Below are 25,426 nucleotides of genomic sequence, written 5' to 3'. Positions count from 1 at the left end.
CGAAGCTCCTGGTGTGTGAACGACTCGTCTTTGGCGGACAAGTCCTCACCTACCAGGAGCTTCACTACTCCCACCAGCACAAACACAACCTTGACAGCCACACCCAACAACTAACCGAACGGCGTTGAGCCTAGGCCCGGGCCGTAGGCCGCGGGGCTAGGCTGCGGGCGGTCAGGTCCGGCCGGCGGCCGCCTCGAGGGCGTCCAGCACGCGGTCCAGCCCGAACCTCCACGCGTGTGCGGGGCTCGACGGCGCGTTCATGGCCTCGCCCGCGGCCGCGCCGACCCGCTGCGCGACCGGGTGCGCGTCGCCCAGGTACCGCGCGAGCGGTGCGGACCAGCGCGCCCACAGCTCCGGCATCTCGTCGGCGTGCGGGGCGCGGCGGCGGGCACGGGCCGCGCCGCGGACGAAGTCGAGCACGAACGTCAGCGCCGCGTCGCGGGCGACGTCGTCCAGGTCGAGCCCGTCGAGCGCGCGCAGCTCGTGGTCGTACTTCGCGATCGTGCCGGGCCCGAACGCCGTGCGGTCGTCGTCGATCTCCAGCAGCCACGGGTGCTCGACGAGGAGAGCCAGGTTCGCCTCCGCGACGCGCCGTACGCAGGCCCGCCAGCCCCCCGTGTGGTCGGGCAGCGGCATGGCGGCCCAGGCGGCGTCGGCCATCAGGACGAGCAGGTCGTCGCGGCTGTTGACGTGCGTGTAGACCGACATCGTCGAGATGCCCAGCGTCTCGCCGAGGCGCCGGACCGTCACCGCGGGGAGCCCCTCGGCGTCGGCCAGGGCGCTCGCGGCCTCGACGACGGCGCCGGTCGTGACGCGTGAGCGCGGGCCGCGCGTGCCCCCGCGCGGGGCGGCCGGGTGGTCGCGCCAGAGCAGGTCGACGAGCTCGCGGGGCATGGATCTCCAGTTCTGCGGGGGCGGGAACATTCTGCAACCATCTTACGTTGTACGCTGTACAGAGTTCATTCGACGTGAGGAGTCCGATTGAAGATCACCGGTACCGCCCTGTCGCTCAACGTGCCCGACGTCGCCGCCTCGGCCGACTTCGCCACTCGGCACCTCGGGTTCAGCGAGGCCATGTCCGCCGACGGCTTCGTGTCGCTCAGTCACCCCACCGCCGGCGTGAACATCGTGTTCCTCGCGGTGGGCCTGAGCACGTTCAAGCCCGAACGCATCGCGGGGCCCGCGGGTCAGGGCCTGCTGATCGCGTTCGAGGTGGAGGACCTCGACGCCGAGTTCGCCCGGATCTCCGCGGCGGGCGCCGAGGTCGTCACGCCCCCGGAGACCGAGCCGTGGGGTGAGCGCTACTGCCAGTTCACCGACCCGAACGGCATCGTCTGGCAGCTCGTCCAGTGGGTCTGACCTGACCGGCTGACGCGCGCGGCCCTGCTCTCCCGTCGTGGGAGGGCGGGGCCGTCCGCCATGCTGAGGGCATGACGGACGCGCAGGAACCCCGCAGGGCCCGCGAGCTGGGGATCGTCGTCGGCTCGCTGCCCACCGGGCCGCACAACGCCCTCACCGACGTGCCGGGGGTGCGGGTCGGGCACACGACCGTCGCCGACCCGCCGCGCCTGCACACCGGCGTCACCGCGATCGTCCCCGACGCCCTCGGGCCGGGGCGGCGCAGCCTGCCGTGCGGCCTCTTCGTCGGCAACGGGTTCGGCAAGCTGGTCGGCGCCACGCAGCTCGCCGAGCTCGGCGCGATCGAGACGCCCGTGCTGCTCACCGCGACCCTCAGCGCGTTCCGGGCGGCGGACGCCCTGGTCACGCACGTGCTGGCCGGGCCGGGGCACGAGGCGACGCGCACCCTCAACCCGGTCGTCGGCGAGACGAACGACGGCCTGCTCAGCGACGTGCGCGCACGGCCCGTGACCGAGGCGCACGTGTTCGCCGCGCTCGACGGAGCCACGGGCGGGCCCGTGGCCGAGGGATGCGTGGGCGCGGGGACGGGGACGACGGCGCTCGGGTTCAAGGGCGGGATCGGCACCGCGTCGCGGCTCGTCGAGGGCTGGACGGTCGGCGTCCTCGTGCAGTCGAACTTCTCGGGCACGCTGACCGTGCGCGGGGTGCCGATCCCCGCCGACGACGCCGCACCCGTGCCGGAGGGCAACTCGTGCATGATCGTGCTCGCCACCGACGCGCCCCTGGACGCCCGGCAGCTCGGACGGGTCGCGCGGCGTGCGGTGTTCGCGATGGCGCGGGTCGGTTCCGACTTCGCGGGCGGCAGCGGCGACTACGCCCTGGCGTTCGGGGTACCCGGTGGGGCGGGCGACACGCCTCCGCCCGACGACGCCGCTCTCGACCCGGTCTTCCGCGCGACCATGGACGCCGTCGAGGAGGCCCTGCTCAACTCGCTGTTCACGGCGACGACGACGGTGGGCCACCGGGGCACCGCCGTCGCCGTGCCGCACGAGCGGGTGCTGCGTCGCCTGCGCGAGGCGGGCGCGATTCCCCGCTGAGCCGGGCCGTCAGCCCTCGGCGGGGGTACCGGCCTCGTAGTCGGCCGAGAGCGTCACCGACACCTCGATGTCCTGCGGCTGCAGTTCGACCTGCGCCCCGCCCGACTCGGCCATGGCACCGGCGCGCATCGCGTACATCGGCGCGTTGCCCCCGCCGCCCCCGCCGTTGCGCAGGCCGGCCTCGTAGATCGCGACGGGGGCGACCGGGCCGAGACCCAGGGCGTCCGCGTACGACTGCGCGCGGACCGCGGTCTCCTCCGCGGCCTCCACGCGGGCCTCGGCGAGCAGCGCCTTGCGGGTCTCGGACGTGAGGGTCCACGTGAGGCGGTCGATCTCCACGCCGTCGACGTCCATGATCTCCGCGAGCCAGGTCGAGAGCGCCTCGAAGTCGCTGAAGGTGACCGTCAGCCGGGCCGACGCGCGGAACCGCCGGACACGCTGCTTGCCGCCGGACTGCGAGCTGCGGACCCGGTCGTCGTACACGTAGGAGTGGACCGATGCCGACTCCCAGCGCTCCGCCACGCCCGCCTCGACGTGCGCCTTGGCCTGGTCGACGAGGATCGTGTGCGTGCGCGCCACCTGGTCCACCACGTCGTTGCGGAGGGTGCCCGAGAACGTGACGTGCAGGTGGACGGTGCCCCGCTCCGCAGGGTGCGTGCGCGTGGCCTGGCCTTCGACGGCGATGCGAGTCATACCTGGAGTCTGCCGAACGGTCGGTACCGGATGCCACCCGGTCGGGGTGTCGTGCCGGTCAGCCGATCGTGGCCTTGCCGAGCCGGCCTCGGACGACGGTCGGTTCGCGCCCCACGAACCGTCCGTAGCGGGCCGCCTCCTCCTCGAGGGCCGACCACACCGCACGGCTCGGCTCGTCGCGCAGCTCGACGGTGATCTCCACCGTGGCTGATCGCAGGGTGCGCGACCAGCCTCCCGCGATCAGCCCGTCGACGGTCACCAGGCCCGTGAACAGCCAGCGACTCGGCTTGCCGCCGCCCGGGTCGTCCGCTGGTCCGCCGGCCGGCCCGACCGTCAGGGGCGGCCAGCCCGCGAAGTCGTGGCAGAAGAGCTCGTCGTAGACCGACAGCAGGCGCACGGTGCCCGGGGGAGCCGGATCGGGCAGGTCGCCGTCGGTCCACAGGGTCATGCCGTCCACCTCGTGCCGGGTGAGCCCGGCGTCGGCCACCGCCGCGCGGGCGGCGGTCCTGGTCAGCGTGCCCCACCACGCGACGTCCTCGGCGCGGCACGGGCCGTGGCCGCGCACGTAGGCGCGGGCGAGGTGCACGCGAGCCTCGTCCTCGTCCCAGCTCGGCAGGTCCGGCAGCAGCCGGTAGGTGGCCTGCTTGCCGCGCATCGGGCCGCTCGCCACGAGCAGCTCGAGCTCCGCGTGGGCCATCACCTGGCCCAGGTCCCAGGCGTCGACCGGCGCGCCCTCCGCCTCGGCGAGCGTCGCGCCGAGCTCCTTGCGGGTGAGCGGGCCGCCGGCCAGCGCCTGCGCGATCACCTCGTACCGGCGGGGCAGGAGGGCGTGGTCGAACCCGCGTGCCTTCTCCTCCGAGCGCATGGCCTGGCGGATCCGCGGTGCGGTCGCGGCCATGAAGGGGGCCAGATCCTCGGGGACCACGTAGTGCCACGTCGGCCGCAGCACGTGGGTGCGCAGGATCGAGCCGTCGGCCAGCGCCGCCTGCACCTGGGCGTGCGTCGCCGGTCCGGGCAGCCGCTGCGCGACGCCCCACGCGGACGAGTGGAGCTCCTGCGCCTGCACGGCCCCCAGGCGGGCCACCACCCCGGGCACGCCCCCGTCGTCTGCCAGGGCGCCGAGGCCGACCGAGGTGAGCCGGGCGCGCTGGAGAGCCCGGACCTCAGACGTAGTAGCCATCGTCGCCCCCGTGCCCCGCCGCGCGGGCGCGCCGATGCTTGACCAGGCTCCTGACCAGCAGGACCACTCCGATCACGAACAGGATGACGACGGGGATGATCGCGAGCGGGGCCAGCACGGACAGGAAGCCCAGGCCGATGCTCGTCACGTCCTCGGCGGCGCTCACCGCCGGTGCGGCGGTGCCGCCCGAGACGGTGTTGGCCACCACGCGCCCGCCGGCCTTCGCGGCGTGCGTGCCGAGCGCGAGCACGATGCCCGCGACGATCGGGATCCACTGGCCGGACTGCACGAACGCGCCGGGGTCGGTGACCGTCGTGGTCTCCGACATCGAGCCCGCACCGAACGCGATGCCGCCCGCCGTGGGGCGGATGACCGTCTGCACGACGTCGTTGATCGAGTCGAGCACCGGGATCTTGTCCGCCGCGAACTCGAGCACCAGCAGCACCGAGAGGATGGCCAGGACCCAGCCGTTCTCCAACCACGCCCACGTCGCGGGCAGCTCCACGAGATCGGTGAAGCGGGAGAGGGCCCCGAGGAAGATGAGCGGGATCCAGGCGTTGAGGCCCGCCGACAGGGCGAGTCCGGTTCCGGTGGCAAGTTCGAGCATGCCCCGAAGTGTTCCACGGCACACCGACACTGCGGGTGACGAACGAGTCCGGTGTGCCCGATCTGTTACCCGCGGTGCGGGCGTTCTGCCTGGAACATGCAGGTCCGGTCTGCGAGAGTGGCAGACGTTCGCCCGACCTGCTTCTTTCACCCCGGAGGCCCTGATGCTCTGGACCGTCCTCGCCGTCGCCTCCGTGGTGCTGCTGGGGCTCTCGGCCGGCGTGTTCTACGGCTTCTCCTCGTTCGTGGTCCCTGGCCTCGCCCGGGTCGCCGACGACGCGGCGGGCACCGCGATGAACGGCATCAACGAGAGCGCGGTACGGCCCCCGTTCATGGTCGTGTTCTTCGGTGCGCTGCTCGTGCCCGCGGTGACCGGCATCTGGGGCCTCGTCTCGGGCCGGGCGGGCGGCGCGTGGGTGCTGGCGGCGGCGGCCGTCTATCTCGTGGGCACGTTCGTCGTGACCATGGCGGGCAACGTGCCGCTGAACAACAAGCTGCTCGCCGCCCCGGAGAAGGCACCCGTGTGGCGCGCCACATGGCAGCCGTGGGCGCGGTGGAACCACGTGCGGACCGTCGCGGGCGTCGTCGCGACGGTGCTGGCGGCCGTCGGGCTGCGCTGAGCGTTCGGCCCCGCCCGTCCGGGTCGGGGACAATCGACCCCGTGCCCGCCCTCGACTTCCACCGCACCCTGCCCGGATACGCCCCGACCCCCCTGCGCGACGTGGCGGAGCTGGCGGACGAGCTCGGCGTCGGGCGCGTCCTCGTCAAGGAGGAGGCCGGGCGCCTCGGGCTGCAGTCGTTCAAGGTGCTCGGGGCGTCCTACGCGGCCGCCCGCGCCCTCGCGCGCCGGTTCGGCGCGGCGGACCTCACCCTCGACGCGGTCCGCGCCGCCGTCCGCGGGCACGACGTGCGCCTCTACGCCGCGACGGACGGCAACCACGGCCGCGCCGTCGCGCACGTGGCGGGGCTGGTCGGCGCCGCGGCGACGGTGTATCTGCCCCGGGGCGTCACGGCGCAGGCGGTGGCCGCCGTCGCGGGGGAGGGTGCGGCCACGGTCGACGTCGACGGGGACTACGACACCGCGGTGGCCCGCGCGGCGCAGGACGCCGCCGCCGACCCCGCGGCGGTGCTGGTCCAGGACACGGCCTGGCCCGGGTACACCGAGATCCCGCGGTGGGTCGTCGAAGGGTACGGGACGCTCTGCGCCGAGGCCGACGACCAGCTCGCCGCTCTCGGCGTCGCCGCGCCGGACCTCGTGGTCGTGCCGGTCGGCGTCGGCTCGTTCGCCCAGGCCGTGGTCACGCACTACCGCGGCGCGGGACGGGACGCCCCCGCGCTGCTCGCCGTCGAGCCCGACCGGGCCGCGCCGCTGGTGGCCTCCCTGCGCGCCGGCGAACCCGTGGGCGTGACCCCGGGCGAGACGATCATGACCGGTCTGACCTGCGGGACCGTCTCGACGCTCGCCTGGCCGGTGCTGCGGGACGGCCTCGCCGGCGCCGTCACGGTGTCCGACGACCAGGCGGCGGCCGCGGTCGAGGACCTGGCGCGGCTCGGCGTCGACGCGGGTCCGTGCGGGGCCGCGACCCTGGCGGCCGCCCGGCTCGTGCTGGGGCAGGCCGGGTGGCGCCGCGCCATCGGCCTGCCGCGCGACGCCGTCGTGCTGCTCCTGTCGACCGAGGGGCGGGCGGCCAACCCGGTGCCCGACGACCGGGTCTGACCCTCCACACCGTCCTCGCGTCAGGAGACCTCCTCGTGCCCACCTCGTTGCCCGCCGCCCTCGACCTCGTCCTGCCGCTGCTGCGCTGCCCGGCCTGCGCCGCGCCGCTGTCCGCGGCCGACAGGGCCCTGCGCTGCCCGGAGCGGCACAGCTTCGACGTCGCGCGGCACGGCTACGCCGGGCTGCTCACCGGTGCGCGTGCCACGAGCGGCGACGACGGCCCGATGGCGCGAGCACGGCGCGACTTCCTGGCCGCGGGCCGATATGCGCCGGTCCGCGACGCGGTGGCCGAGCTCGCGGTCGAGGCTGTCGGCGGCACCGCTCGGCACGACGGGCGGGACCGCGTCGTCGTGGACGTCGGGTGCGGTACGGGCTACTACCTCGCCGGGGTGCTGGACGCGCTCGCGGCGGACGCGGCCGCTGAGGTGGTCGGCCTCGGCCTGGACACGTCGGCGCACGCGCTGCGCGTCGCGGCGAAGGCACACCCGCGCGCCGCGGCCGCGACGTGGGACGTCTTCCGTCCGTTCCCGGTCGTCTCCGAGGGTGCCGACGTGCTGCTCGACGTCTTCGCGCCGCGCAACCCCGCCGAGTTCCACCGGGTGCTGCGCCCGGGCGGCGCGCTCGTGGTCGTGCGGCCGTTCGGCGGCCACCTCGCCGAGCTGCGCCGCCAGGTCGCCCGTATGGTGGCCGTCGACCCGGACAAGGAACGGCGGCTGCACGCGGCGCTCGACCCGTATCTCGTGGCGGGCCCCACGCGGGAGGTCCGGTACACGACGCCGCTCACGCGGCAGGAGGCGACGGACCTCGTGCTCATGACGCCGAGCGCGCGCCACGTCAGCGCGGCGGAGCTGTCCGCGGACGACCTGCCGGACGAGGTGACCGTGTCGGTGCTGGCCACGGTGTACCGCCGGCGCTGACCGCCGGCCCTCGCTCAGACGAGACCCGCGTCGTGCGCCAGGATCGCGAGCTGGGTGCGGTTCTCGAGGCCGAGCTTGGCCAGGATGTTCGACACGTGCGACTTCACCGTCGTGACGCTCATCGTGAGATCGGCGGCGATGTCGGCGTTGGAGCGTCCGGAGGCCACGGCGAGCGTGACGTCGTGCTCGCGCGGGGTCAGCGCCGCGAGGCTCGCGCGGGCCGTGGCCCAGGTGTCCGTCTGACGCAGCGTGCGGTCCATGAGCGTCCGGAGCACCGCGGGAGACAGGATCGGCTCGCCGGCCGCCGCCCGCGTCACGGCGTCGGCGATCGCGGCCGGCGGCGTGTCCTTGAGCAGGAAGCCGCTGGCGCCCGCGCGCAGAGCCCCGACGATGTTCTCGTCGGTGTCGAACGTGGTCAGCACGACGACCTTCGGCGGTCCGGGCCGGCCGACGAGGCGGCGGGTCGCGGTGATGCCGTCGACGCGCGGCATCCGCAGGTCCATGAGCACGACGTCCGGACGGTGCGCGTCGGCAGCGCTCACCGCCTCGCCGCCGTCGGCCGCCTCGGCGACGACCGTGATGCCGGCGGAGCCGTCGAGCATCATCGTGAGGCCCGCGCGCACGAGGGCGTCGTCGTCGACGACCAGGACGCGGGTCATGGCGGCCATGGTAGCCACGCGCGCAGGCCGAACCGGCCCGCGGCGGCGCCGTGGTCGAGGCGCCCACCGACGAGGCGCACGCGCTCGGTCAGGCCGACGAGCCCCAGGCCCCCGCCGGGCGGCGGTGTCCTCGAGGCCGTCTCCGCCAGGTCGTTGGTGACCGCGATCTCGAGGCCCTCGCCGGGTGTGCCGCGCAGCGAGAGCTCGACCGCCGCGCCGGGGGCGTGCCTGCGCGCGTTCGTCAGGCCTTCCTGCACCACCCGGTAGGCGGCCCGGCCCACCGCGACGGGCGGGGGTGTGTCCGACAGGTCCTCGCGGACCGTCACGCGCTGGTCCGCGCGGCGGGCGTCGTCGAGCAGCGCGGGCACGTCCTCCAGGCCGGGTGGCGCCGTGTCCGCCGGCCCGTCCTCCCGGAGCAGGCCGATCACCTGGCGAAGCTCGTCGAGGGCCTGATGGACCCCCTCCCGGACCACGCCGGCGGCCTGCGCAAGGCGCTCCGGCGGGGCGTCCGGCCGGTACTCCAGGGCCCCGGCGTGCGTGGCGACCAGGGTCAGCCGGTGGGCGAGCACGTCGTGCATCTCGCGGGCGAGCTCGCGCCGCTCGGACGCCCGGGCCTCCGCGACACGCCTGCCCTGCTCGGCCTCGGCCCGGACCGCCCGCTGGTGCAGGGAGACGAGCAGCGCCCTGCGGGACTGGCCGAACGCACCCCAGGCCAGCAGGGCGCCGTAGACCGCGCCGACGAGCAGGGCCCACCAGCGGAACGGGATCGGCGGCGAGGACGCCACGAACCACTGCGCCAGGTGCCCGGCCGCACCCACGCCGGCCACCACGGCGGCCGTGCCGAACCGCTCTCGCCACGCGATCTGCAGGGTGCTGATCGTCGAGGCCGGCGTCGCCACCGAGGAGACGCCGGCCAGCACCCCGGCGGCGATCCCGCCCGGGAGCGGCCACCACAGCTGAGCGATGCCCGCCGACGCCGCGGCGACGGCCACCACGACCGCGAGCGGACCAGGCAGGTCCCGCAGCACGAGGCTCACCGCCGTCATCGCGCACACGACCGTGGCGGTGATGGCGACCTCTGCGGCGTCCGGGCGGGCTGTCACGGAGGCAGGCTATCCAGGACCGGCCGCCGAGGAGCACCTACCAAAGGAGGAGGCGCCACCTCCCCGAGCACGGGTCGACGAGTCCGTCCGGCCGATGTGCGGGTCCGACGCGCCGCCAAGACTGGGCCGCATGAACACACACCTGCGCCGCATCCTCGTCGTTCTCGCCGCCACGGCCGTAGCCGTCGCACTGTGGGTCGCCGCCGTGCCCGTCGCCGGGGTCGACCTGACCGTGGGGGCCACTGCCGTCGGCGTCGTCCCCGTCGTCCTCGCATGCCTCGTGGCGGGGCTCGCCGGGTGGGGCCTGCGCGCGGTGCTCGAGCGCGTCACGGCCCGCGGTGGTCGTGCCTGGGTGGTGATCGCGTGCGTCGTGCTCGCCGTGTCCTGCGCGGGACCGCTGGGCGCCGGTTCCGCCGCTGCGGTGCTGGTCCTGCTCGGCATGCACGTGCTCGTGGGCGGGATCCTCCTGGCCGGGCTGGCGCGCCGATGAGCACCCCGGTCGGCTACCTCGTCGGCCTCGCGGTGCTGGCGCTGCCCGCGCTACGCCCGCCCCGGCTGCCCAGGCCGCTCGGCGCCGCGCTGTTCCTCACGACGCTGGCGATCGGCGAGCTGCCCGTCCTGGCGGCGCTCGCGTTCGGGGCCAGCACGGCCCTGGCGGTGGTCCAGGGTGACCTCGGCTCGCCGGTCGCGGCCGCCGCGGCGGTCCTCGCAGCCGGGTGCCTGGTCCTGACGGCCTGGCGCGGGGCCCGTGCCGGGGCGGTGCTGCGGGGTGCCGTGGCCCCGACCCCGGTGCCGTCCGGCCCGTGGTGGCGCGTGCTCCTCCTGCCGTTCGCCGTGCGTCCTCGCACCGTCGAGCGGGTCTCCGACCTCGTCTACGGCCCTGCGGGCCGGCGACACCGGTTCGACCTGTACCGGCGCAGGGCCGGTGGCACCGGCGCACCCGTGCTGATCCACCTCCACGGCGGCTACTACACCACCGGGCACAAGAGCTCACAGTCCCTGCCGCTGCTGCACCGGCTGGCCGAGCGCGGCTGGGTCTGCCTGAGCGCGAACTACCGGCTGCGGCCCGCCGCGTCGGTCGAGGAGCACGTCGAGGACGTCCGGCGGTTGGTCGCCTGGGTCCGGCGGCACGGCGAGGCCTGGGGCGCCGACCCGGGTCGGATCGTCCTGAGCGGCTCCTCGGCCGGTGCGCACATGTCGGCGCTGGCAGCCTGCGCACCGGAGGGCGAGCGGACGTTCGAGGGCGTGGACACGTCGGTGAGCGCGGTCGTCGGGCTGGGCGGGTACTGGGGTCGGTACTTCGGTCGTGGTCCGGAGACGTCGCCGACGGAGACGGTCGGCGCCGACGCGCCCCCGGTGATGGTCGTGCACGGCGACCACGACTCGGTCGTCCCGGTCGAGAACGCCCGGCTGTTCGCCGGTCGGCTGCGCTCCGTGTCGCATGCCCCGGTGGTGTACGCGGAGCTGCCGGGTGGGCAGCACGGCTTCGACCTCTTCTGGTCGCCGCGGTTTACCGCCGTGGTGAATGCGGTGGAGGCGTTCGCGAACAGGGTGGTGGGGAGGTGAGGGGGCGCGTGGTGCCCTCAGCCCTTCTTCGCCGCAGCCTTCTGCGCCTTCTTGAACGCGCGGACCTCCTGCAGGGCCTCAGCGCTCGTCACGTCGGCGATCGAGCGCCGCGACCCCTCCTCGCCGAACTCGCCCGCCGCCTCGCGCCAGCCCTCGGGCCGGACACCGCGCTGCTTGCCGAGCAGCGCGAGGAAGATCTTGGCCTTGCGCTCGCCGTACCCGGGCAGGGCGTTGAGCCGCCGGAGCACCTCGCGGCCGGTCGGCGCACCGCCGTCGGCGCCGGGCGCCGTCCAGATGCGCGCCGCGTCGCCGTCGTACTCGTCGACGACCGTGCGGGCGAGCTCCAGCACCCGCCCCGCCATGGACCGGCCGTACCGGTGGATCGCCGGGGGAGTGGTCGCCATCGCCACGAACTCCTCGGGATCGGCCTCCGCGATGGCGCGGACGTCGAACGAGCCCATGCGCTCCCGGATCTTGCCCGGTCCGGCGAAGGCGTGCTCCATCGGGAACTGCTGGTCGAGCAGCATGCCCACGAGGAGGGCGAACGGGTCGTCGCTCAGCAGCGCGTCCGTGTCGGGGTCGCCGGTGATCCAGAGCCTGGAGGTCATGCCTCCATCCTGACGGGCTCGGGCCCGCCTGGCCAGCGGCCCGGGCCGACGCCCGCCCGGCCGGCGCCCCGCGGCCGCCGACCGGGACGCGCCCTCGCTGCTCTGAGCAGAACCGCGCGCCGTCGCCGGTGCCCCGCCCTACGCTCGGGCGCATGGCCGAGACAGCACCCGCACCGGTCCGCACCCCGGCGAGCGACGGACGTCCCCGTGACGGCGACGCCCCGCGCCCGGCGGCGCGCGAGCCGCTGTGGCGGCACCTGGTCGGCGAGCGCCTGCGCGACGTGCGTCATCAGCGCGAGGAGACGCTGGACCAGACGGCCCGCCGTGCCGGCATCTCGCCGCAGTACCTGTCGGAGATCGAGCGCGGGGTCAAGGAGCCCTCGAGCGAGATGATCGCCGCGGTCACGGGTGCGCTGGGCATCACGTTGGTCGACCTGGTCAGCGCCGTCGCCGACCGCCTGGGTGCCGTGCGAGGGGCTGCCCGACAGCCGACGTGCCGGGCAGCCTTCGCGCTGGCGGCGTAGCCGCGCGGCTCACCGCTCCTCGATCACCTGGTCCAGCAGGCCGTACTCCTGCGCGGCGCGTGCGGTGAAGATGCGGTCCCTGTCGGTGTCGGCGCGCAGGGTCTCCACGCTCTGGCCGGTGTGCCGGGCCAGGACGGACTCCATGTCGGCCCGGACGCGGACCACCTCGTCGGCCTGCAGGATCAGGTCGGGGATGGGCCCGCGACCCTGCGCGGCCGGCTGGTGCAGCACCACGCGGGCGTGCGGCAGGGCCGACCGCCGGCCCTCGGCCCCCGCGGCCAGGAGCACCGCCCCGATCGCGACGGCCTGTCCGACGCACGTCGTCGCGACGGGCGAACGGATGTACCGCATCGTGTCGTAGACGGCCATGCCGGCGCCCGGGTCCCCGCCCTCGCAGTTGATGTAGAGCTGGATGTCGCTGTCCGGGCTTGCCGACTCCAGGTGGATCAGCTGGGCGATGAGGGCGTTCGCGACGCCCGCGTCGATGCCCGTGCCGAGATAGATGATCCGCTCGCTGAGCAGCTGCGAGTAGACGTCCATGATGCGTTCGCCGCGCGGGTGCGCCGCGATGACGTTCGGGATGGTGTAGGTGCTCATCGGGCGCCTCCCTCGGCGGCGGCGAAGCCGGTGCGGGCGCGCTCGCGCGGCCGGATGTCCCCGAAGCCCTCCACGATCGCGTCGATGAACCCGAACTCGCGCGCCTCCTGCGCGGTGTACCAGTGATCGTGCAGCGACTCCTCGAACACGCGGTCCACCGGCTGCCCGGTGTCCTCCGCGACGAGGCGCAGCACGGTGTCGCGCGTGTGGCGCAGGTCGTCGGCCTGCAGCTCGATGTCCACGGCGGTCCCGGCGATGCCCGCGGAGCCCTGGTGCATGAGCACCCGGGAGCTCGGCAGCGCTCGGCGCTTGCCGTGCGTGCCCGCGGAGAGCAGGAACTGCCCGGCGCTGTAGGCGATGCCCAGGACGAGCGTCGAGACGTCGTTGGGGATGGTGCGCATGAGGTCGCGGATGGCCAGCATCGCGGGCACGGAGCCGCCCGGCGAGTGGATCCACAGGTCGATGTCCGCGGCCGGGTCCTCCGTGGCCAGCGAGATGAGCTGCGTCATGAGCAGCGTGCCGTTGTCGTCGTCGAGGGGTCCGTCGAGGACCAGGACGCGGCGCTCGTACAGGGTGCGCCGCGTCCGGTCGTCGAACTGCGGTGGGGTGGGTGCATCGGTCATGCGTCCACCGTGCCCCCGCCGTGGGGTGCGAGGCAGCCGGATCTGCCCTCGGCAGCACTGCTCAGAGCAGGGACGCCTGCGTGGTCAGGGGATCAGCCGGTCCGCGATCTCGATCGTGTCGGTGAGGAAGTGCCCGTCGTCGCGCACGACGAGCGTCCCGCCCAGGCGGTCGAACATCGCACGGCCCTGCTCGACGTCGCAGCCCGCCTCGTCGGTCACGGAGTTGAGGAACACGATGTCGCGCACGTGCGACCGGATCTTCTCCCAGTCGTAGGAGTCCTGCAGCACCGGCTCGGGCCCGGGGTTGGGGTTGGTCGAGTACCCGCCCACGAGCACCGCCTGCGCCACGGTCACGTCGAGGTGCTCGAGGATCGCGAGCAGCAGCGCCGCGCCGCCGGAGTGCCCCACGAGCACCGTGTCCTCGTCGAACGTGTGCGCGTCGAGCACGCCCGGCAGGAACGTCTCGATCGGCTCCACGTTGAGGCCCGGGTGGTGCGGCGTCTCGACGTCGTACCCGCGCGCCCGCAGGCGGTCGGCGAGCCAGGGGTACCAGATCCACCCGGGCTGCGCGCGCGTCCCGTGGAAGATGATCGCCCTGCGTCCCATCAGCGTGTCCCCCGTGTCGTGGTGTCGGTCGAGCGCACGATACCCAGCGTGACCTGGTCCAGCACCGGCTCGAACCCGATCGCGGCATACGTGCGGTGGGACACCGGGTTGTCCCGGTCGGTGTAGAGGCAGACGCGGTGCCCGGCGTCGAGCACCCGGCCGGCCAGGTGGGCCACCAGAGCGCGGGCGTAGCCGTGCCCGCGGTGCTCGGGCGGGGTGTAGACCGGCCCGATCCGGACCACGCCGAAGGACGGCGGACGCGCGGCCGTGAGCTGGACCGCCTCGCCGTCGACCTCCCACAGCCACACGTCGCCGTCCGCGACGGAGCGGTGAGCGCCCTGGACGCGCACCGGCTCGACGGCGGGCGGGCGCCCGGCCTGCGCGTCGGCGTCGGCGTGGAAGACGTCGAACCACGTCTCGACCAGGGGCAGGTCGCTCGCGACCGCGCGCCGCGCGCGCCCCGCCGGGGCGGGGTCGGGCGGCACCACCCGGCGTGCCTCCCAGAGGCGTTCGGGCCGGTCCTCGCGCACGGTCCCGCCGGAGGCACGCACCACCTCGTCGGCGAACGCCGTGACGGCGGACCGCGGTCCGTTCGCGGAGACGAGGGGCGGCTCGTCCGCCCGCGCGGTGTGCTCCAGCGCGGCACGGGCCAGCAGCCGCGCCGCGTCGTCGGGCAGGGCGGGTACCCACACGGTGTGCGGGGCGCGCGGCATGGTGCGCATCGCCACGCCGACGACGGCGCCGCGCGCCTCCCGCACCACGGCCCACCACGTCGGGTGGGGCGGCCGGGGCGCTCCGGGCGTGAACGTGCGTGCGCTGTGGTGCGTCACGGACGCGACGACGCTCCAGACGACGGGGTCGGCGGCCAGCAGGTCGCCCGCAGCGGCGAGCACCGCGGCGGGATCGGTGTGCAGCTCGATCGCGTACGCCTCGCTCATGGCACGATCCTGGCACGTCGAGCACGGCCGACGGACCCGCCTGCCCAGGTCAGCGCACCAGGCGGACCTCGAGCACCCCCGTGTCCGGGTCGGTCTCCGTCACACCGTCGGGCAGGAAGCCCGCGCGCTGGAAGAACTTGCGGGCGCGCGGGTTGGACGCGTAGGTCCACAGCTGCGCGGCGGTGCCGGGCGGCAGGATGTTCTCCAGCAGGGCGTGGCCGACGTTGGTCCCGTGGTAGGCCGGGTCGACGTAGAGCTCGTGCAGCTCGACCGCCCGCGCGGGCGGGTGGCCCAGGTGCGGCCCGGAGGGGTTCTTCATCGCGAAGCCGACGATCTTGTCGCCCATCTCGGCGACCAGTGCCTTGTTCCCCGCGGCCAGGATGCGCATCCAGCCCTCGGTCCGGGTGCCGAGCGTCTCGGTCTCCCAGTGCGCGGGCGGCAGGAGCTCGCCGAACGCCGCCCGTCGCGTGGTCCAGTGCACCGCGGCGATGCCGACGGCGTCGTCGGGGGTCGAGGCGCGGACGTGGAAATCAGACATGGCGGAACCGTAACCCGACTACCGGACCATTCGAATCTCGGCCAGGTCGGCCATGGTCGTGTCGACCACGCGGGCACCTTCGACCACGAAGCCGTTGCGCTCGTAGAACCGGCGGGCGCGCGGGTTGTCCTCGGCGACCCAGAGCTGGGCGGGCGTGCCGGGCGGCAGCGTGGCGTCCAGCAGGGCCTGCCCGACGCCGGTCCCGTGCTGCTCCGCGAGGACGTACAGGAGGTAGAGCTGTGCGTCGCGCACCGGCGGGATGTCCTCCTGCTCGACGGCCTCGCCGGCCATCGCGACGCCGACCACGACGCCGTCGACCTCGGCGACGAGCGGGGCGGCACCGTTGGCGAGCCAGCGCCGCCACGTCGCGACACGGCGCTCGAGCGTGGCGGTGGCCCAGAACTCGGGCGGGAGGATCGCCCCGTACGTCGTGACCCAGGTGGTGTGGTGCACCTGGGCGACCGCGGCGGCGTCGGGCAGCGAGGCTGTGCGCACGTTCACGGCGCGCAACATACCCCTGTGCCGGTGCCCGGGGCGACGCCCCGGTCGCCGGGCGGTGTCAGGCGCGGTGCAGCGTCCCGACCAGGCACTCCTCGACACCGACCGCCGACATGAGCTTCGCGGGGACGGGGGCCAGCCAGCCGACCGCCTCGTGCGCGGGGACCAGCCGTACGTCCCGCACCTCGAACTCGTGGCCACCGCGCGTCACCCGCACGGTGCCGGAGCTCATGGTGTTGCGCGCCCAGTCGGTCCCGGAGCCCCACGGCAGCGGCAGCACGGCCACGACGTGCTCCCCGGGCCGGGCGGCGAACGCGACCAGCGGCGTCGTGTACTCCTTGCCGGAGCGGCGGCCGACGTGGTGCAGCGCCACCCACGGCGGCACGTGCCCCGCGACGCGGAGCATCCACGGGTTGAGGACCTTGCCTGCCTGGACGACGAACTCGGGTGCGGCCATGACCTCCATCATGGTTCAGGAGGGCGGATCCGTCAGGTCGAAGGACAGCACGGGGCGGCCTGTGCGCGGGTGCGTGAGCACGTCGACCCGCACGCCGTAGATCGGCTCGAGGACCTCGGGCACCAGCACGTCGGCGACGGGCCCGGCGGCCACGACGCGGCCGCTCGCCAGCAGCACGACGTGGTCGCAGGTCGCCGCGGCCAGGTTGAGGTCGTGCAGGGCGGTGACGACGGTGACGCCGTCGGCCGCGAGCTCCCGCAGCACGCGCATCGCGCCGAGCTGTGCGGCGACGTCGAGGTGGTTGGTCGGCTCGTCGAGCAGCAGCAGACGCGGCTCCTGGGCGAGCGCCCTGGCGAGGTGCACCCGCTGACGCTCGCCGCCCGACAGCGTGCCGACCTCACGGTCGGCGAGCTCGTGCGCCCCTGCGGTGGCCAGCGCCGTGCGCGCGACGGCGCGGTCCGCGTCGGAGTCGCCTGCGAGCAGGGCACGGTGCGGGATGCGTCCGAGCAGGACGGCGTCGAGGACGGTCAGCGGCAGGTCCGTGGTCGCGTCCTGCTCGACGAGCGCCAGCACCCGGGCGCGCTGCCTGCGCGGGAGGGCTGCGAGGTCGGCTCCGCCGAAGGTCGTCCGGGCGGCGTCGCCGGCGGCCCCGCCCGCCTGCTGCACCCCGGCGAGCACGCGCAGCAGCGTCGACTTGCCGGAGCCGTTCGGGCCGAGCAGCCCCGTGACGCCGGCGGCCGGGGCGAGCAGCCCGACGCCGTCGAGCACCAGGCGGCCGTCGATGCCCCACGAGACGCCCGTCGCCGTCAACCCCGGCCCCGCGTCCTGCGGGTGGGTCCGGTACCCGGTCGGCACCGTCTGCACCGTCGAGGATCCCGCACTCATCGGTTGCCCTTCCACAGGAGGAACGCGAAGACGGGGGCGCCGATGGCCGCCGTCACGATGCCGACGGGCAGCTCGCGTGGCTCGAACACCGTCCGTGCCAGAGTGTCCGCCCAGACGAGGAACGACGCGCCCGTCAGCGCCGACAGCGGCAGCAGCAGCCGGTGCCGCGCACCCGTCAGCAGACGCACCGCGTGCGGCAGCACGAGGCCGACGAACCCGATCGACCCGCTCTGCGAGACGAGCGCGCCGGTCAGCAGCGCGACCCCGACGAGCAGCACCCAGCGGGTCCGGTTCACGGGCATGCCCAGGGCGCCCGCCGCGGTGTCGCCGAACGTGAAGGCGTCGAGCACCGAGCCGCTCAGGGCGAGCGGCACGCCCAGCAGCACGACGGCGCCCGCTGCGATCACGACCGACGTCCAGGTCGCCGATGCCACCGAGCCCATGAGCCAGGACAGGACCTCGCGGAACGCGTCGCCCGTGGCCGACCAGAAGATGACGAACGACACGGCCGCCGCGCAGAGCTGGCTGATCGCCAGCCCCGCCAGGACGGTGCGGGTGGGCGTGACGACGCCGAGCGCGCCGGCGAGCGTGAGGGCCAGCGCCAGTGCCCCCACGGCGCCCGCGAACGCCGCGACGGGCAGCAGCAGCGGCACCCCGGCCAGCAGCACCAGCACGGCGCCGAGCGACGCGCCGGACGACAGGCCCAGCAGGTACGGGTCGGCGAGCGGGTTGCGCGTCAGCGACTGCATGACGGCACCGCACAGGGCGAGCCCCGCGCCGACGGCGGCCGCCGTGAGGATCCTCGGCATGCGCAGCTGCCACACCATGCCGTCGCGCAGGGCGCTCAGCGGCTCGGTCCCGAGCAGCCCGCCGACCCCCAGGTGCGTCGCGAGCGAGCGGGCCACCTCGGTCAGGGCGAGGTCGGCGGGGCCGATCGTCACCGCGACGCCGACGCTCAGCACGAGCACGGCGGCCGCGACCGGCAGGGCGAGCCAGGGGCGCGGACCGGGCCGGGCGGCCGGTCGCGGCCTCGGGCGGCCCCCCGCGCGGACGGCGACGGGCCCGGTGCGGGTGCTCACCGGTGCGCTCACAGGTCCAGGTCCGCCAGCTGGTCGACGACGGAGGCCACGGCGTCGACGTTGCGTACCCCCGCCTCGGTGGCGGGGAACGGGACGACGACGTAGCGGTCGTGCCGCACGGCCGACATCTCCCGCGTGGCAGGGTCGGACTCGAGGGTGTCGATCTTGGCGTCGGCGGGGTTCCACGCGGCGTCGACCAGCACGACGACGTCGGGGTCCGCCTCGACGACGCTCTCCCAGCCGAGCGAGGTCCATGTGTCGTGGACGTCGGCCGCGACGTTGGTCAGGCCCGCCGCCTCCATGATCATCTGCGGCGCCCCGATGCCGGCCCCCACGTACGGGGTGTCGTCCCCGGACGACCACCACAGGGCCGTCAGCCCGCGGTCGTCGGGCTCGATCGCCTCGAGCGCGGCGCGCTGCTCCTCGACGAGCGCCGCGGCCGCGTCCTGCGCGCCGAACAGCGACCCGACCTCGGTGATCTCGTCGAAGACCGTGTCGAACGTGAGCGGGTCGGGCATGTACCCCTCGGCCTTGCAGGCGGCGGGCGAGACGTAGGTGGCGACACCGAGCGACGCCAGGGTCGCGCGGTCGCCCGCCGTCTCGGCGGTGAGGTTGGACTCCCAGCCCGCGTAGACGAGGTCGGGCTCGAGCGCGAGGGTCGCCTCCGAGCCGGGCGCCTGGTCGGCGAACGGCTCCTCCACCGCCGGCACGGTCGCCAGGTCGTCGGGCACGGGGCCGTCCAGGAACGCCGAGCCGACGATGCGGTCGCCCAGCCCGAGCGCGAGCAGCATCTCCGTCGTGGACGACTTGACGGTCACCACTCGCTCGGGCGGGGCGTCGATCGTGGTCTCGAACCCGCAGTTGTCGAGGGTCACGGGGAAGCCGGCCGACGGCGCGGCCGACGTGGCCGGGTCACCGGACGCAGGCGCCGAGCAGGCGGCGAGGACGGCGACGAGGCCGGCCGACAGCACAACGGGCAGGACGACGGGCAGCGCGGCTCGGCGCGCACGGCGGGAGGACGGGTGCGTGGGGACGCGGGTCACGGAGGACTCCAGGGGTCGGCGAGCAGCCCCCGGCGTACGAGCCGGGGGATGAGCAGCGACGCGCCATCTCGCGTCCGGGCGGGAGAGCGGCCCACAGGACGAGCCGCGTTCCGCGGGCCAGATGAGGACCCACGACCCTCCGTCACGATACACCTGCGCAGATGCCGGATCGAGGCCCTGCCCGTCACCCGGTCGCAGCCCCGTGCCCCGTCCCCGCGCGACCGGGGAGCGTCCGTGCCTACGGTGGTCGCAACCGCCGAACGGGAGGCCACCATGACCTACGACCCGGACCACCCCGCACCCCACCCCGACCCCGAGCCCGACGGCCGGACGATGCCGACCAGCGGCAACCTGCAGCCGGGGGAGACACCGCCCGAGTCCGCCCAGACGGCCGGCCCGCAGGGACACGAGGAGCACGGACCGCCGGCCTGGGTGCCGCGCGTCTGGCTCATCGCCATCCTGGTGGTGGCAGGCCTCGTGGTCGCGCTGTTCGCCGGGTACGCCGCCGGGCTGCTCCGCTGACCGTCCGCCCCTGAGCGCGGCCCCGGCCGGGACTACAGTGCGCCCATGACCGACAGCACCGCACCCGCCCCGACCACCCCCGAGCCCACGCCGACCGGTCGGCCGGCCCGCCGCGCCCTGGTGACCGGGGCGTCGTCGGGCATCGGCGCCGCGACGGTGCGCAGACTGCGCGCCGACGGCTGGGACGTGGTGGCGGTCGCGCGGCGCGCCGACCGTCTGGAGGCGCTCGCGGCCGAGACCGGCTGTGAGCCGTACCCCGCCGACCTCACCGACGACGCGGGGGTCGCTGCCCTCGCCGAGCACCTCGCCGCGACCGGCGGGCTGGACGCCGTCGTCAACAACGCGGGCGGCGCCCTCGGCCTGGACCGCGTGGAGGACGCGGACGTCGACGGCTGGCGGCGGATGTACGAGGTCAACGTGCTCGGCACGCTGCGCGTGACCAAGGCCGTGCTGCCCCTGCTGCGGGCCGCCGGCGCGGCCAGGGGCGTCGCCGACGTCGTGAACGTCACGTCGACCGCGGCACAGGGCGCGTACGAGGGCGGCGCCGGCTACACCGGCGCCAAGCACGCCGAGCACATGCTCTCCCAGACGCTGCGCTGGGAGATCGCGGGCGAGCCCGTCCGCGTCATCGAGATCGCGCCCGGCGCCGTCGCCACGGAGGAGTTCTCGCTGGTGCGCTTCGACGGCGACGCCGAGCGGGCCGCCGCGGTCTACGAGGGCTACACGCCGCTGGTCGCCGACGACGTCGCCGACACCATCGCCTGGACCCTCAGCCGTCCTGACCACGTCAACATCGACCTGGTGACGATCAGGCCGCGCGCGCAGGCGCACAACTCCAAGATCGTGCGCGGCGCGGGGGTATGACGGCACGCTGCCTTACGGCAGCATGACGGTCCGCCCCGGACGCTGCCCGTGCGACCCCGGGCGTGTCACGCTGGGAGCATGACCCAGCTCTCCGAGAGGCCCGCGGCGGCGCAGGCCGAGCGCACGCCGAACGACGCCGCCCTCGCCGCGATCGCGGGTGTCGTCGCGGGTGCCTTCGGTCTGGCGGTGGCCGAGCTCGTCGCGGCCCTCGTCGCACCCGGATCGAGCACGTTGTTCGCGGGCGGCGCCGCTGTCGTCGACGCGGTGCCGGGCTGGTTGAAGGACCTCGCGGTCGCCTGGTTCGGCACCGCCGACAAGGCCGTGCTCCTCGGCACGATGGGCGTGGTGCTCGCAGCGGGCGCGGCGCTCGCGGGGTGGGCCGAGCTGCGCCGCCCGCCGCTGGGCTCGCAGCTCGTGGGGGGCGTCGGCGTGATCGGCGCCATCGTCGCGGTCCTCCGCCCGGAGGCGACGCCCCTGTGGGCGCTGCCGAGCCTGGTCGGCATCGCGGGCGGGGTGGTCGCGCTGCGGGCCGCCGTGGCACGGCTGCGGCCCGAGCCCGACCTGCGGACGGCGTCGGGCACCGTCGTGGACCGCCGCAGGTTCCTGGTGGCGACGGGCGTCACGGCGGGGCTCGCGGTGCTGGCCCTGGCGGGTTCACGCGTCGTGTCGGCGGGGTCCGCGGCGGTGAGCGCCGTCCGCGAGAAGCTCCGCCTGCCCACCCCGCAGCACGCGGCCGACCCCGTGCCGGCCGGTGCCGACCTCGGTCTCGAGGACCTGACGCCGTACGTCACGCCCAACCGCGACTTCTACCGCATCGACACGGCCCTGCGGGTGCCGCAGATCGACCCGTCGAGCTGGTCGCTCGAGGTGCGTGGTCTCGTGGACGAGCCGTTCACGATCACCTGGGAGGAGCTGCTCGCGCTGCCGCTCGAGGAGCACCACGTGACGCTCGCGTGCGTGAGCAACACGGTGGGCGGCGACCTCATCGGCAACGCGCTCTGGCTCGGGTACCCGATCCGTGCCCTGCTCGAGCGGGCGAAGCCGCAGGCGGGTGCCGACATGGTGCTCTCGCGCAGCGACGACGGGTTCACGGCGGGCACCCCGCTCGAGGTGCTGCTCGACCCCGACCGCGACAGCCTCCTCGCGGTCGGCATGAACGGCGAGCCGCTGCCGGTGGAGCACGGGTTCCCCGCTCGCCTCGTCGTGCCCGGCCTCTACGGGTATGTCTCGGCCACCAAGTGGGTCACCTCGCTCGAGGTGACGACGTTCGCCGCGGACCAGGGCTACTGGACACCTCGCGGCTGGTCGGCGCTGGGGCCGGTGAAGGTGCAGTCACGCATCGACGTGCCGCGCGGCTCCGCCGCCCCCGGCCCGGTCACGGTCGCGGGCGTCGCCTGGGCGCAGCACACGGGCGTCGGCGCGGTCGAGGTCCGGGCCGACGACGGCGAATGGGTCCAGGCCGAGCTGGCCGACACGGTCGGGCCCGACACCTGGCGCCAGTGGCACGTCACCATCGACCTGGCCGCCGGCGACCACACGCTGTCGGTGCGCGCCACGGACGCCGACGGGTTGGTGCAGACGGACGCGGAGGCCCCGCCCGCGCCCGACGGGGCAACCGGCTGGCACACGGTCGGCGTCTCGGTCGGCTGACCGGCTCGCGGCCGGGCGCCGCCGCATCGCTGAGATCTGGTGTTCGCGTCGAGATCTGGTGGTGCACGGCCAGATCTCGACTCGAGGACCAGATCTCACGGGGGCAGCATCGCACCGGGGCACCTCACCGGGCAGCCGCCGGGCCGGTCAGCAGATCCGCGCCGAGGCGGCCGCCGTGGCCGCCGTGAGCAGCTCGTGCAGCTGCTCGCGCTGCGCGGGGTCGAGCGCGGCGAACACCTCGTCCTCCACGGCGGCGAGCGCCGACTCCGCGCGGCACAGCAGCGCGACGCCGTCGTCGGTGAGGGAGACGACGTGCCTGCGGCGGTCCTCGGCCGACCTGCGCCGCTCGGCGAGGCCGCGGCTCTCCAGCTCGTTCAGGAGGCCGACGACGTTGGTCCCGTCCAGGACGAGCTCCCGGGCGAGGTCCTGCTGCGTGATCGCGCCCCGCTCGCGCAGGACGGTGAGGGCGACGAGGTGCCGGGATCGCAGGCCGAGAGGGCCCAGGGCGGACTCGGAGCGGCGGCGCAGGTGACGGGCGAGGTAGTCGACGAGCGCGCCCGACCGGCGTACGGACCGCTCCACGACCTGCTCCTCCACGGCATCTCCCTCGTCGTCGCGCCCCCGCGTCACCACTCTACGGCGGCACGGGGGCGTGACGTGGGCATTTACGCGGTGAGCGTGCTCAGGCTCCCGCGAGCGCGGGGGCCCAGAGGCTGTCGATCTCGGCCTCGGCCTGCCGGCGGCTCTCCTCGGCCAGCGGCACGAGGTCGGACATGCCCGGGTCGACGGTGGCGAGGGTGAGCTCGGCCGTGATGAACCGGGGCTCGATGCCGACGAGCGAGAGGCCGTGCGGGAGCCAGGCGGACGCGTGGTCCCAGCCGTGCCGCGGCGTGCCCTCCGCGTACCCGCCGCCGCGCGAGACCAGGACGATGAACTCGCAGGTGCCGAGGAGGCCCTGCCGGTTCGCCGGGTCGAAGCCGAGGCCGGGCGCGACGAGGTGGTCCAGCCAGGCCTTGACGGTGCTCGGTGCACCGAAGTTGTAGATGGGCAGGCCGAGCAGCACGGTGTCGGCGGCGGCGATCTCGCTGGTGAGCTCTTCCATGCGGGCCCAGGACCGGGCCTGCTCGGGCGTGTGCTGGTCCTGCGGCACTCCGCGGCTGAGGTGGGCGGCGGCGTCGAAGTGCGGCAGCGGGTCGGCGGCCAGGTCGCGGTAGACGACCGTCCCGCCCGGGTGGGCGGCGCGCCAGGCGGCGGCGGCCCGCGCCGTCAGCTGCCTGCTGACCGAGCTGTCGCCCTGGATGCTCGCGTCGAGGTGCAGCAGTGTTGCCATGGTGGGAGTCCTCCTGGGATGGGAGTCGAGGTGTGTCCGCGGATGAAAAAACGGACTCCCACGTCAATCATTGGTCCAGCACAAACCATCCCGCCCCGTGCTGTGAGGTGGATCACCCTCGTGCCCGGCGACCTGGGCGGTCGCCGGGCACGGGGCCAGGTCACTCCACCACGAACGTCTCCCGGATCTCGTCGGCCAGGTCCTCGTCGTCCGTGTTGATCGACAGGTACCAGGCGCCGGGGCCGTCGTCGGGCTCGATGGCGAAGATCGTCGCGCCCTTCGGTGCGTCCGGGACCTCGGTCCCCTGCGGCAGCCCCATGACGAGCGCGGACGAGTCGATGGCGATGGCGCGCTTCGCGCCGGGCAGGTCGAACTCCTCGCCGTCCAGGTCGGCGACCCCGGGCAGCTCGCCGTCGGCGTGGTACGCCATGTACAGGAACGGCGGGGCGTCGGGGTCGGTGCGGCTGTGCCACATCTGCGAGGTCACGCCCGGCTCGTCCGACACGGGCCCGCTGGTGACGATGTCCGGCGGGAGCGCGTACGACAGGCCCTCCAGGTCGTGGGCGTGCCAGCCGTCCGGGAGGTCGGTGACGAGGCCCCGCGCCGGGTCGGTGCCATCGGCAGGCGCCGAGGCGGCGACCGGGGCCGCACCGGGCAGCAGCGTCCCCATGGCCGGGGTGCTCAGCGCGAACGCCGTCGCGGCGACCGCCGCGACCGTCGCGAGGCCCCCGCCCGTGGCAAGAGCCGTGCGCCGCAGCCGGGTGCGCCGTACGGCGACGCGGGAGAGCGCGTGCGGGTCGACGGCCGTCGGCGGCACGACGCCGTCCGACACCTCGCGCAGGTGCGCGAGCCAGCGCTCGTCCTGGGGCGCCTCGTGGGGTGCGTGTCCTGTCGTCATGCGTCCTGTCCTTCCGAGAGCAGCGAGCGCAGGCGGGCGAGTCCCCGCGCGCCCTGGGACTTCACGTTGCCGATGCTGGTGCCCAGCTCGGCGGCGACCTCGGCCTCCGAGCGGTCGAGCAGGTGCCGCAGCACCACGACGCGGCGCTGGCCCGGGCCGAGCCGGCGCAGTGCCCGCACGAGGCGTTCGCGTTCGACCACGGTCGCGACGTCGTCGCCCACCGCTGGGCCGGCCTCCTGCGCCACGGCGACGTCCTCGGGTGACCGCAGCACCTCGCGCCGCGTGCGCCGCCACCCGTCGATGCGCGAGGTGGCCAGCACGCGGCGGGCGTAGGCGAACGGGTTGCCGTCCTTGACGCGGGACCAGCGCCGGTAGGTCTTCTCCAGCGCGATCTGGGTGAGGTCGTGGGCCCGGTGGTCGTCGCCGCACAGCAGGTAGGCGATGCGGTGCAGGGCGGCGGTGCTCTCGACGGCGAAGAGCCGGAACTGCTCCTCGGCCGAGATGCCCGTGCGGACGACGGCGAACGGGGCCGCGGGAGCGGCCGAGGGCTCGGAGGCCCGCGGGGAGACCGGTGGTGCGACCGGTGGGCCGGTCGCTTCGCTGAGTGCGCTCATACCCCCAGGACGCGCCGGGCGTGCCGCGAGGTTGCACGGTGCTGTTTCCGGTTGCCCGCGCCCGGTAGGATCGACCCACAGGCATCGACCCGGCCATCACCGGTGAGCCTCCGGAAGAACAGGCCGCCGCGGCGGCCCCAGTAGAACCGGACGGGTAGGCCCGTCACAGCCGTCAACGAGCGGGCGTTCGCCGCAGGCGGGCGTCAAGCGGGGTGGTACCGCGGCGCACCCAGGTGCGGCGTCCTCGCAGCAGAG

Annotated in this window: 32 protein-coding genes; 11 read left to right on the top strand and 21 right to left on the bottom strand. The window is 74.9% G+C overall.

All coding sequences use genetic code 11. The annotated features are described in order from the left end of the window. Positions 1-171: 171 nt before the first annotated feature. Positions 172-924 carry a TetR/AcrR family transcriptional regulator gene (locus HLB15_RS05155; protein ID WP_229785238.1) on the bottom strand — a complete coding sequence of 251 codons (753 nt, stop codon included), beginning with the start codon at positions 922-924 and terminating at the stop codon, positions 172-174. Positions 925-981: 57 nt separating this feature from the next. On the opposite strand from HLB15_RS05155, the gene HLB15_RS05150 reads away from it, so the two are divergent. Beyond that, positions 982-1,359, top strand: coding sequence for a VOC family protein (locus tag HLB15_RS05150; protein ID WP_171104229.1), 378 nt, complete (start codon positions 982-984; stop codon positions 1,357-1,359). Positions 1,360-1,430: 71 nt separating this feature from the next. After that, positions 1,431-2,456: a P1 family peptidase gene (locus HLB15_RS05145; RefSeq protein ID WP_171104228.1), complete on the top strand. Its 1,026-nt coding sequence runs from the start codon at positions 1,431-1,433 to the stop codon at positions 2,454-2,456. A gap of 9 nt (positions 2,457-2,465) precedes the next feature. Here the strand turns inward: HLB15_RS05145 and HLB15_RS05140 are convergent, their stop codons facing one another. Genes HLB15_RS05140 through HLB15_RS05130 form a run of 3 tightly spaced genes read right to left on the bottom strand, consistent with a single transcriptional unit; the run spans position 2,466 to position 4,936 of the window. Next, entirely contained in the window at positions 2,466-3,149 is a 684-nt protein-coding gene (locus HLB15_RS05140) for an SIMPL domain-containing protein (protein ID WP_171104227.1), read from the bottom strand. Between the two features lie 58 nt (positions 3,150-3,207). Continuing rightward, a complete protein-coding gene (locus tag HLB15_RS05135) occupies positions 3,208-4,329 on the bottom strand; it encodes a winged helix DNA-binding domain-containing protein (RefSeq protein ID WP_171104226.1) in 1,122 nt (373 codons plus the stop codon). Continuing rightward, complete coding sequence (locus HLB15_RS05130) at positions 4,313-4,936, bottom strand: DUF4126 domain-containing protein (RefSeq protein WP_171104225.1); 624 nt, start codon at positions 4,934-4,936, stop codon at positions 4,313-4,315. The genes HLB15_RS05135 and HLB15_RS05130 overlap by 17 nt, the downstream gene beginning before the upstream one ends. Positions 4,937-5,099: 163 nt before the next feature. Between HLB15_RS05130 and HLB15_RS05125 the strand changes: the two genes are divergently transcribed. From HLB15_RS05125 to HLB15_RS05115, 3 genes are read left to right on the top strand one after another with little or no spacing between them, the layout of a single operon-like run. Beyond that, complete coding sequence (locus HLB15_RS05125; RefSeq protein WP_171104224.1) at positions 5,100-5,555, top strand: anthrone oxygenase family protein; 456 nt, start codon at positions 5,100-5,102, stop codon at positions 5,553-5,555. Between the two features lie 41 nt (positions 5,556-5,596). Continuing rightward, complete coding sequence (locus HLB15_RS05120) at positions 5,597-6,652, top strand: diaminopropionate ammonia-lyase (protein WP_229785236.1); 1,056 nt, start codon at positions 5,597-5,599, stop codon at positions 6,650-6,652. A 35-nt stretch (positions 6,653-6,687) separates the two neighbouring features. Then, positions 6,688-7,569 carry a putative RNA methyltransferase gene (locus tag HLB15_RS05115; protein WP_171104223.1) on the top strand — a complete coding sequence of 294 codons (882 nt, stop codon included), beginning with the start codon at positions 6,688-6,690 and terminating at the stop codon, positions 7,567-7,569. A 14-nt stretch (positions 7,570-7,583) separates the two neighbouring features. Here HLB15_RS05115 and HLB15_RS05110 read toward each other — a convergent pair whose 3' ends face one another. Both HLB15_RS05110 and HLB15_RS24475 read right to left on the bottom strand, forming a co-directional pair. Then, complete coding sequence (locus HLB15_RS05110) at positions 7,584-8,228, bottom strand: response regulator (RefSeq protein WP_229785234.1); 645 nt, start codon at positions 8,226-8,228, stop codon at positions 7,584-7,586. After that, a complete protein-coding gene (locus HLB15_RS24475; protein WP_171104221.1) occupies positions 8,225-9,331 on the bottom strand; it encodes a sensor histidine kinase in 1,107 nt (368 codons plus the stop codon). The genes HLB15_RS05110 and HLB15_RS24475 overlap by 4 nt, the downstream gene beginning before the upstream one ends. A 130-nt stretch (positions 9,332-9,461) precedes the next feature. Here HLB15_RS24475 and HLB15_RS05100 point away from each other — a divergent pair, with 130 nt between their 5' ends. Together HLB15_RS05100 and HLB15_RS05095 are read left to right on the top strand one after the other, a co-directional pair. Continuing rightward, positions 9,462-9,821, top strand: coding sequence for a DUF6069 family protein (locus HLB15_RS05100; protein ID WP_171104220.1), 360 nt, complete (start codon positions 9,462-9,464; stop codon positions 9,819-9,821). Beyond that, the gene (locus tag HLB15_RS05095) at positions 9,818-10,897 is read left to right on the top strand and encodes an alpha/beta hydrolase (protein WP_171104219.1); all 1,080 of its coding nucleotides are present in this window, start codon (positions 9,818-9,820) and stop codon (positions 10,895-10,897) included. The genes HLB15_RS05100 and HLB15_RS05095 overlap by 4 nt, the downstream gene beginning before the upstream one ends. Before the next feature lie 17 nt (positions 10,898-10,914). Here the strand turns inward: HLB15_RS05095 and HLB15_RS05090 are convergent, their stop codons facing one another. Further along, the gene (locus HLB15_RS05090; RefSeq protein WP_171104218.1) at positions 10,915-11,505 is read right to left on the bottom strand and encodes an HhH-GPD-type base excision DNA repair protein; all 591 of its coding nucleotides are present in this window, start codon (positions 11,503-11,505) and stop codon (positions 10,915-10,917) included. Between the two features lie 152 nt (positions 11,506-11,657). Here HLB15_RS05090 and HLB15_RS05085 point away from each other — a divergent pair, with 152 nt between their 5' ends. After that, entirely contained in the window at positions 11,658-12,029 is a 372-nt protein-coding gene (locus tag HLB15_RS05085; RefSeq protein ID WP_171104217.1) for a helix-turn-helix domain-containing protein, read from the top strand. Positions 12,030-12,038: 9 nt separating this feature from the next. Here the strand turns inward: HLB15_RS05085 and HLB15_RS05080 are convergent, their stop codons facing one another. The 10 genes from HLB15_RS05080 to HLB15_RS05035 form a co-directional block, all read right to left on the bottom strand. Further along, a complete protein-coding gene (locus tag HLB15_RS05080) occupies positions 12,039-12,626 on the bottom strand; it encodes a ClpP family protease (RefSeq protein WP_171104216.1) in 588 nt (195 codons plus the stop codon). Beyond that, complete coding sequence (locus HLB15_RS05075; protein ID WP_171104215.1) at positions 12,623-13,249, bottom strand: ClpP family protease; 627 nt, start codon at positions 13,247-13,249, stop codon at positions 12,623-12,625. The genes HLB15_RS05080 and HLB15_RS05075 overlap by 4 nt, the downstream gene beginning before the upstream one ends. An 84-nt stretch (positions 13,250-13,333) precedes the next feature. Continuing rightward, positions 13,334-13,855, bottom strand: coding sequence for an RBBP9/YdeN family alpha/beta hydrolase (locus HLB15_RS05070; RefSeq protein WP_171104214.1), 522 nt, complete (start codon positions 13,853-13,855; stop codon positions 13,334-13,336). Continuing rightward, positions 13,855-14,793 (bottom strand): GNAT family N-acetyltransferase, encoded by a 939-nt coding sequence (locus HLB15_RS05065; RefSeq protein WP_171104213.1) that lies wholly within the window; start codon positions 14,791-14,793, stop codon positions 13,855-13,857. The genes HLB15_RS05070 and HLB15_RS05065 overlap by 1 nt, the downstream gene beginning before the upstream one ends. Before the next feature lie 49 nt (positions 14,794-14,842). Beyond that, a complete protein-coding gene (locus HLB15_RS05060; RefSeq protein ID WP_171104212.1) occupies positions 14,843-15,331 on the bottom strand; it encodes a GNAT family N-acetyltransferase in 489 nt (162 codons plus the stop codon). Between the two features lie 18 nt (positions 15,332-15,349). Continuing rightward, the gene (locus tag HLB15_RS05055; RefSeq protein WP_229785233.1) at positions 15,350-15,832 is read right to left on the bottom strand and encodes a GNAT family N-acetyltransferase; all 483 of its coding nucleotides are present in this window, start codon (positions 15,830-15,832) and stop codon (positions 15,350-15,352) included. Between the two features lie 58 nt (positions 15,833-15,890). Beyond that, complete coding sequence (locus HLB15_RS05050; protein WP_171104210.1) at positions 15,891-16,286, bottom strand: nitroreductase family deazaflavin-dependent oxidoreductase; 396 nt, start codon at positions 16,284-16,286, stop codon at positions 15,891-15,893. Between the two features lie 15 nt (positions 16,287-16,301). Further along, a complete protein-coding gene (locus HLB15_RS05045; RefSeq protein ID WP_171104209.1) occupies positions 16,302-17,171 on the bottom strand; it encodes an ABC transporter ATP-binding protein in 870 nt (289 codons plus the stop codon). After that, positions 17,168-18,250 (bottom strand): putative F420-0 ABC transporter permease subunit, encoded by a 1,083-nt coding sequence (locus tag HLB15_RS05040; RefSeq protein WP_373291083.1) that lies wholly within the window; start codon positions 18,248-18,250, stop codon positions 17,168-17,170. Before HLB15_RS05040 ends, HLB15_RS05045 begins: the two co-directional genes overlap by 4 nt. Positions 18,251-18,258: 8 nt before the next feature. Beyond that, positions 18,259-19,293 (bottom strand): putative F420-0 ABC transporter substrate-binding protein, encoded by a 1,035-nt coding sequence (locus tag HLB15_RS05035; protein ID WP_373291082.1) that lies wholly within the window; start codon positions 19,291-19,293, stop codon positions 18,259-18,261. 273 nt (positions 19,294-19,566) lie between these two features. Between HLB15_RS05035 and HLB15_RS05030 the strand changes: the two genes are divergently transcribed. From HLB15_RS05030 to HLB15_RS05020, 3 genes are all read left to right on the top strand, one after another. After that, complete coding sequence (locus tag HLB15_RS05030; RefSeq protein WP_229785231.1) at positions 19,567-19,815, top strand: DUF6480 family protein; 249 nt, start codon at positions 19,567-19,569, stop codon at positions 19,813-19,815. Between the two features lie 45 nt (positions 19,816-19,860). Beyond that, complete coding sequence (locus HLB15_RS05025) at positions 19,861-20,679, top strand: SDR family oxidoreductase (RefSeq protein WP_171104208.1); 819 nt, start codon at positions 19,861-19,863, stop codon at positions 20,677-20,679. 78 nt (positions 20,680-20,757) lie between these two features. Further along, entirely contained in the window at positions 20,758-22,329 is a 1,572-nt protein-coding gene (locus tag HLB15_RS05020; RefSeq protein WP_171104207.1) for a molybdopterin-dependent oxidoreductase, read from the top strand. A gap of 147 nt (positions 22,330-22,476) precedes the next feature. On the opposite strand, the gene HLB15_RS05015 is transcribed toward HLB15_RS05020, so the two are convergent. The 4 genes from HLB15_RS05015 to HLB15_RS05000 form a co-directional block, all read right to left on the bottom strand. Continuing rightward, a complete protein-coding gene (locus HLB15_RS05015) occupies positions 22,477-22,911 on the bottom strand; it encodes a MarR family winged helix-turn-helix transcriptional regulator (RefSeq protein WP_311979558.1) in 435 nt (144 codons plus the stop codon). 100 nt (positions 22,912-23,011) lie between these two features. Beyond that, complete coding sequence (locus HLB15_RS05010; RefSeq protein WP_171104205.1) at positions 23,012-23,659, bottom strand: FMN-dependent NADH-azoreductase; 648 nt, start codon at positions 23,657-23,659, stop codon at positions 23,012-23,014. 160 nt (positions 23,660-23,819) lie between these two features. Continuing rightward, positions 23,820-24,557 carry a hypothetical protein gene (locus HLB15_RS05005; protein ID WP_171104204.1) on the bottom strand — a complete coding sequence of 246 codons (738 nt, stop codon included), beginning with the start codon at positions 24,555-24,557 and terminating at the stop codon, positions 23,820-23,822. Next, positions 24,554-25,171, bottom strand: coding sequence for a SigE family RNA polymerase sigma factor (locus HLB15_RS05000; RefSeq protein WP_171104203.1), 618 nt, complete (start codon positions 25,169-25,171; stop codon positions 24,554-24,556). Before HLB15_RS05000 ends, HLB15_RS05005 begins: the two co-directional genes overlap by 4 nt. Positions 25,172-25,426 lie beyond the last annotated feature (255 nt).

The organism is Promicromonospora citrea, assembly GCF_013004695.1.
GTDB lineage: Bacteria > Actinomycetota > Actinomycetes > Actinomycetales > Cellulomonadaceae > Promicromonospora > Promicromonospora citrea.
Note: the sequence above shows the minus strand (reverse complement) of the source record. Positions and strands in the feature narration are given on the sequence as shown.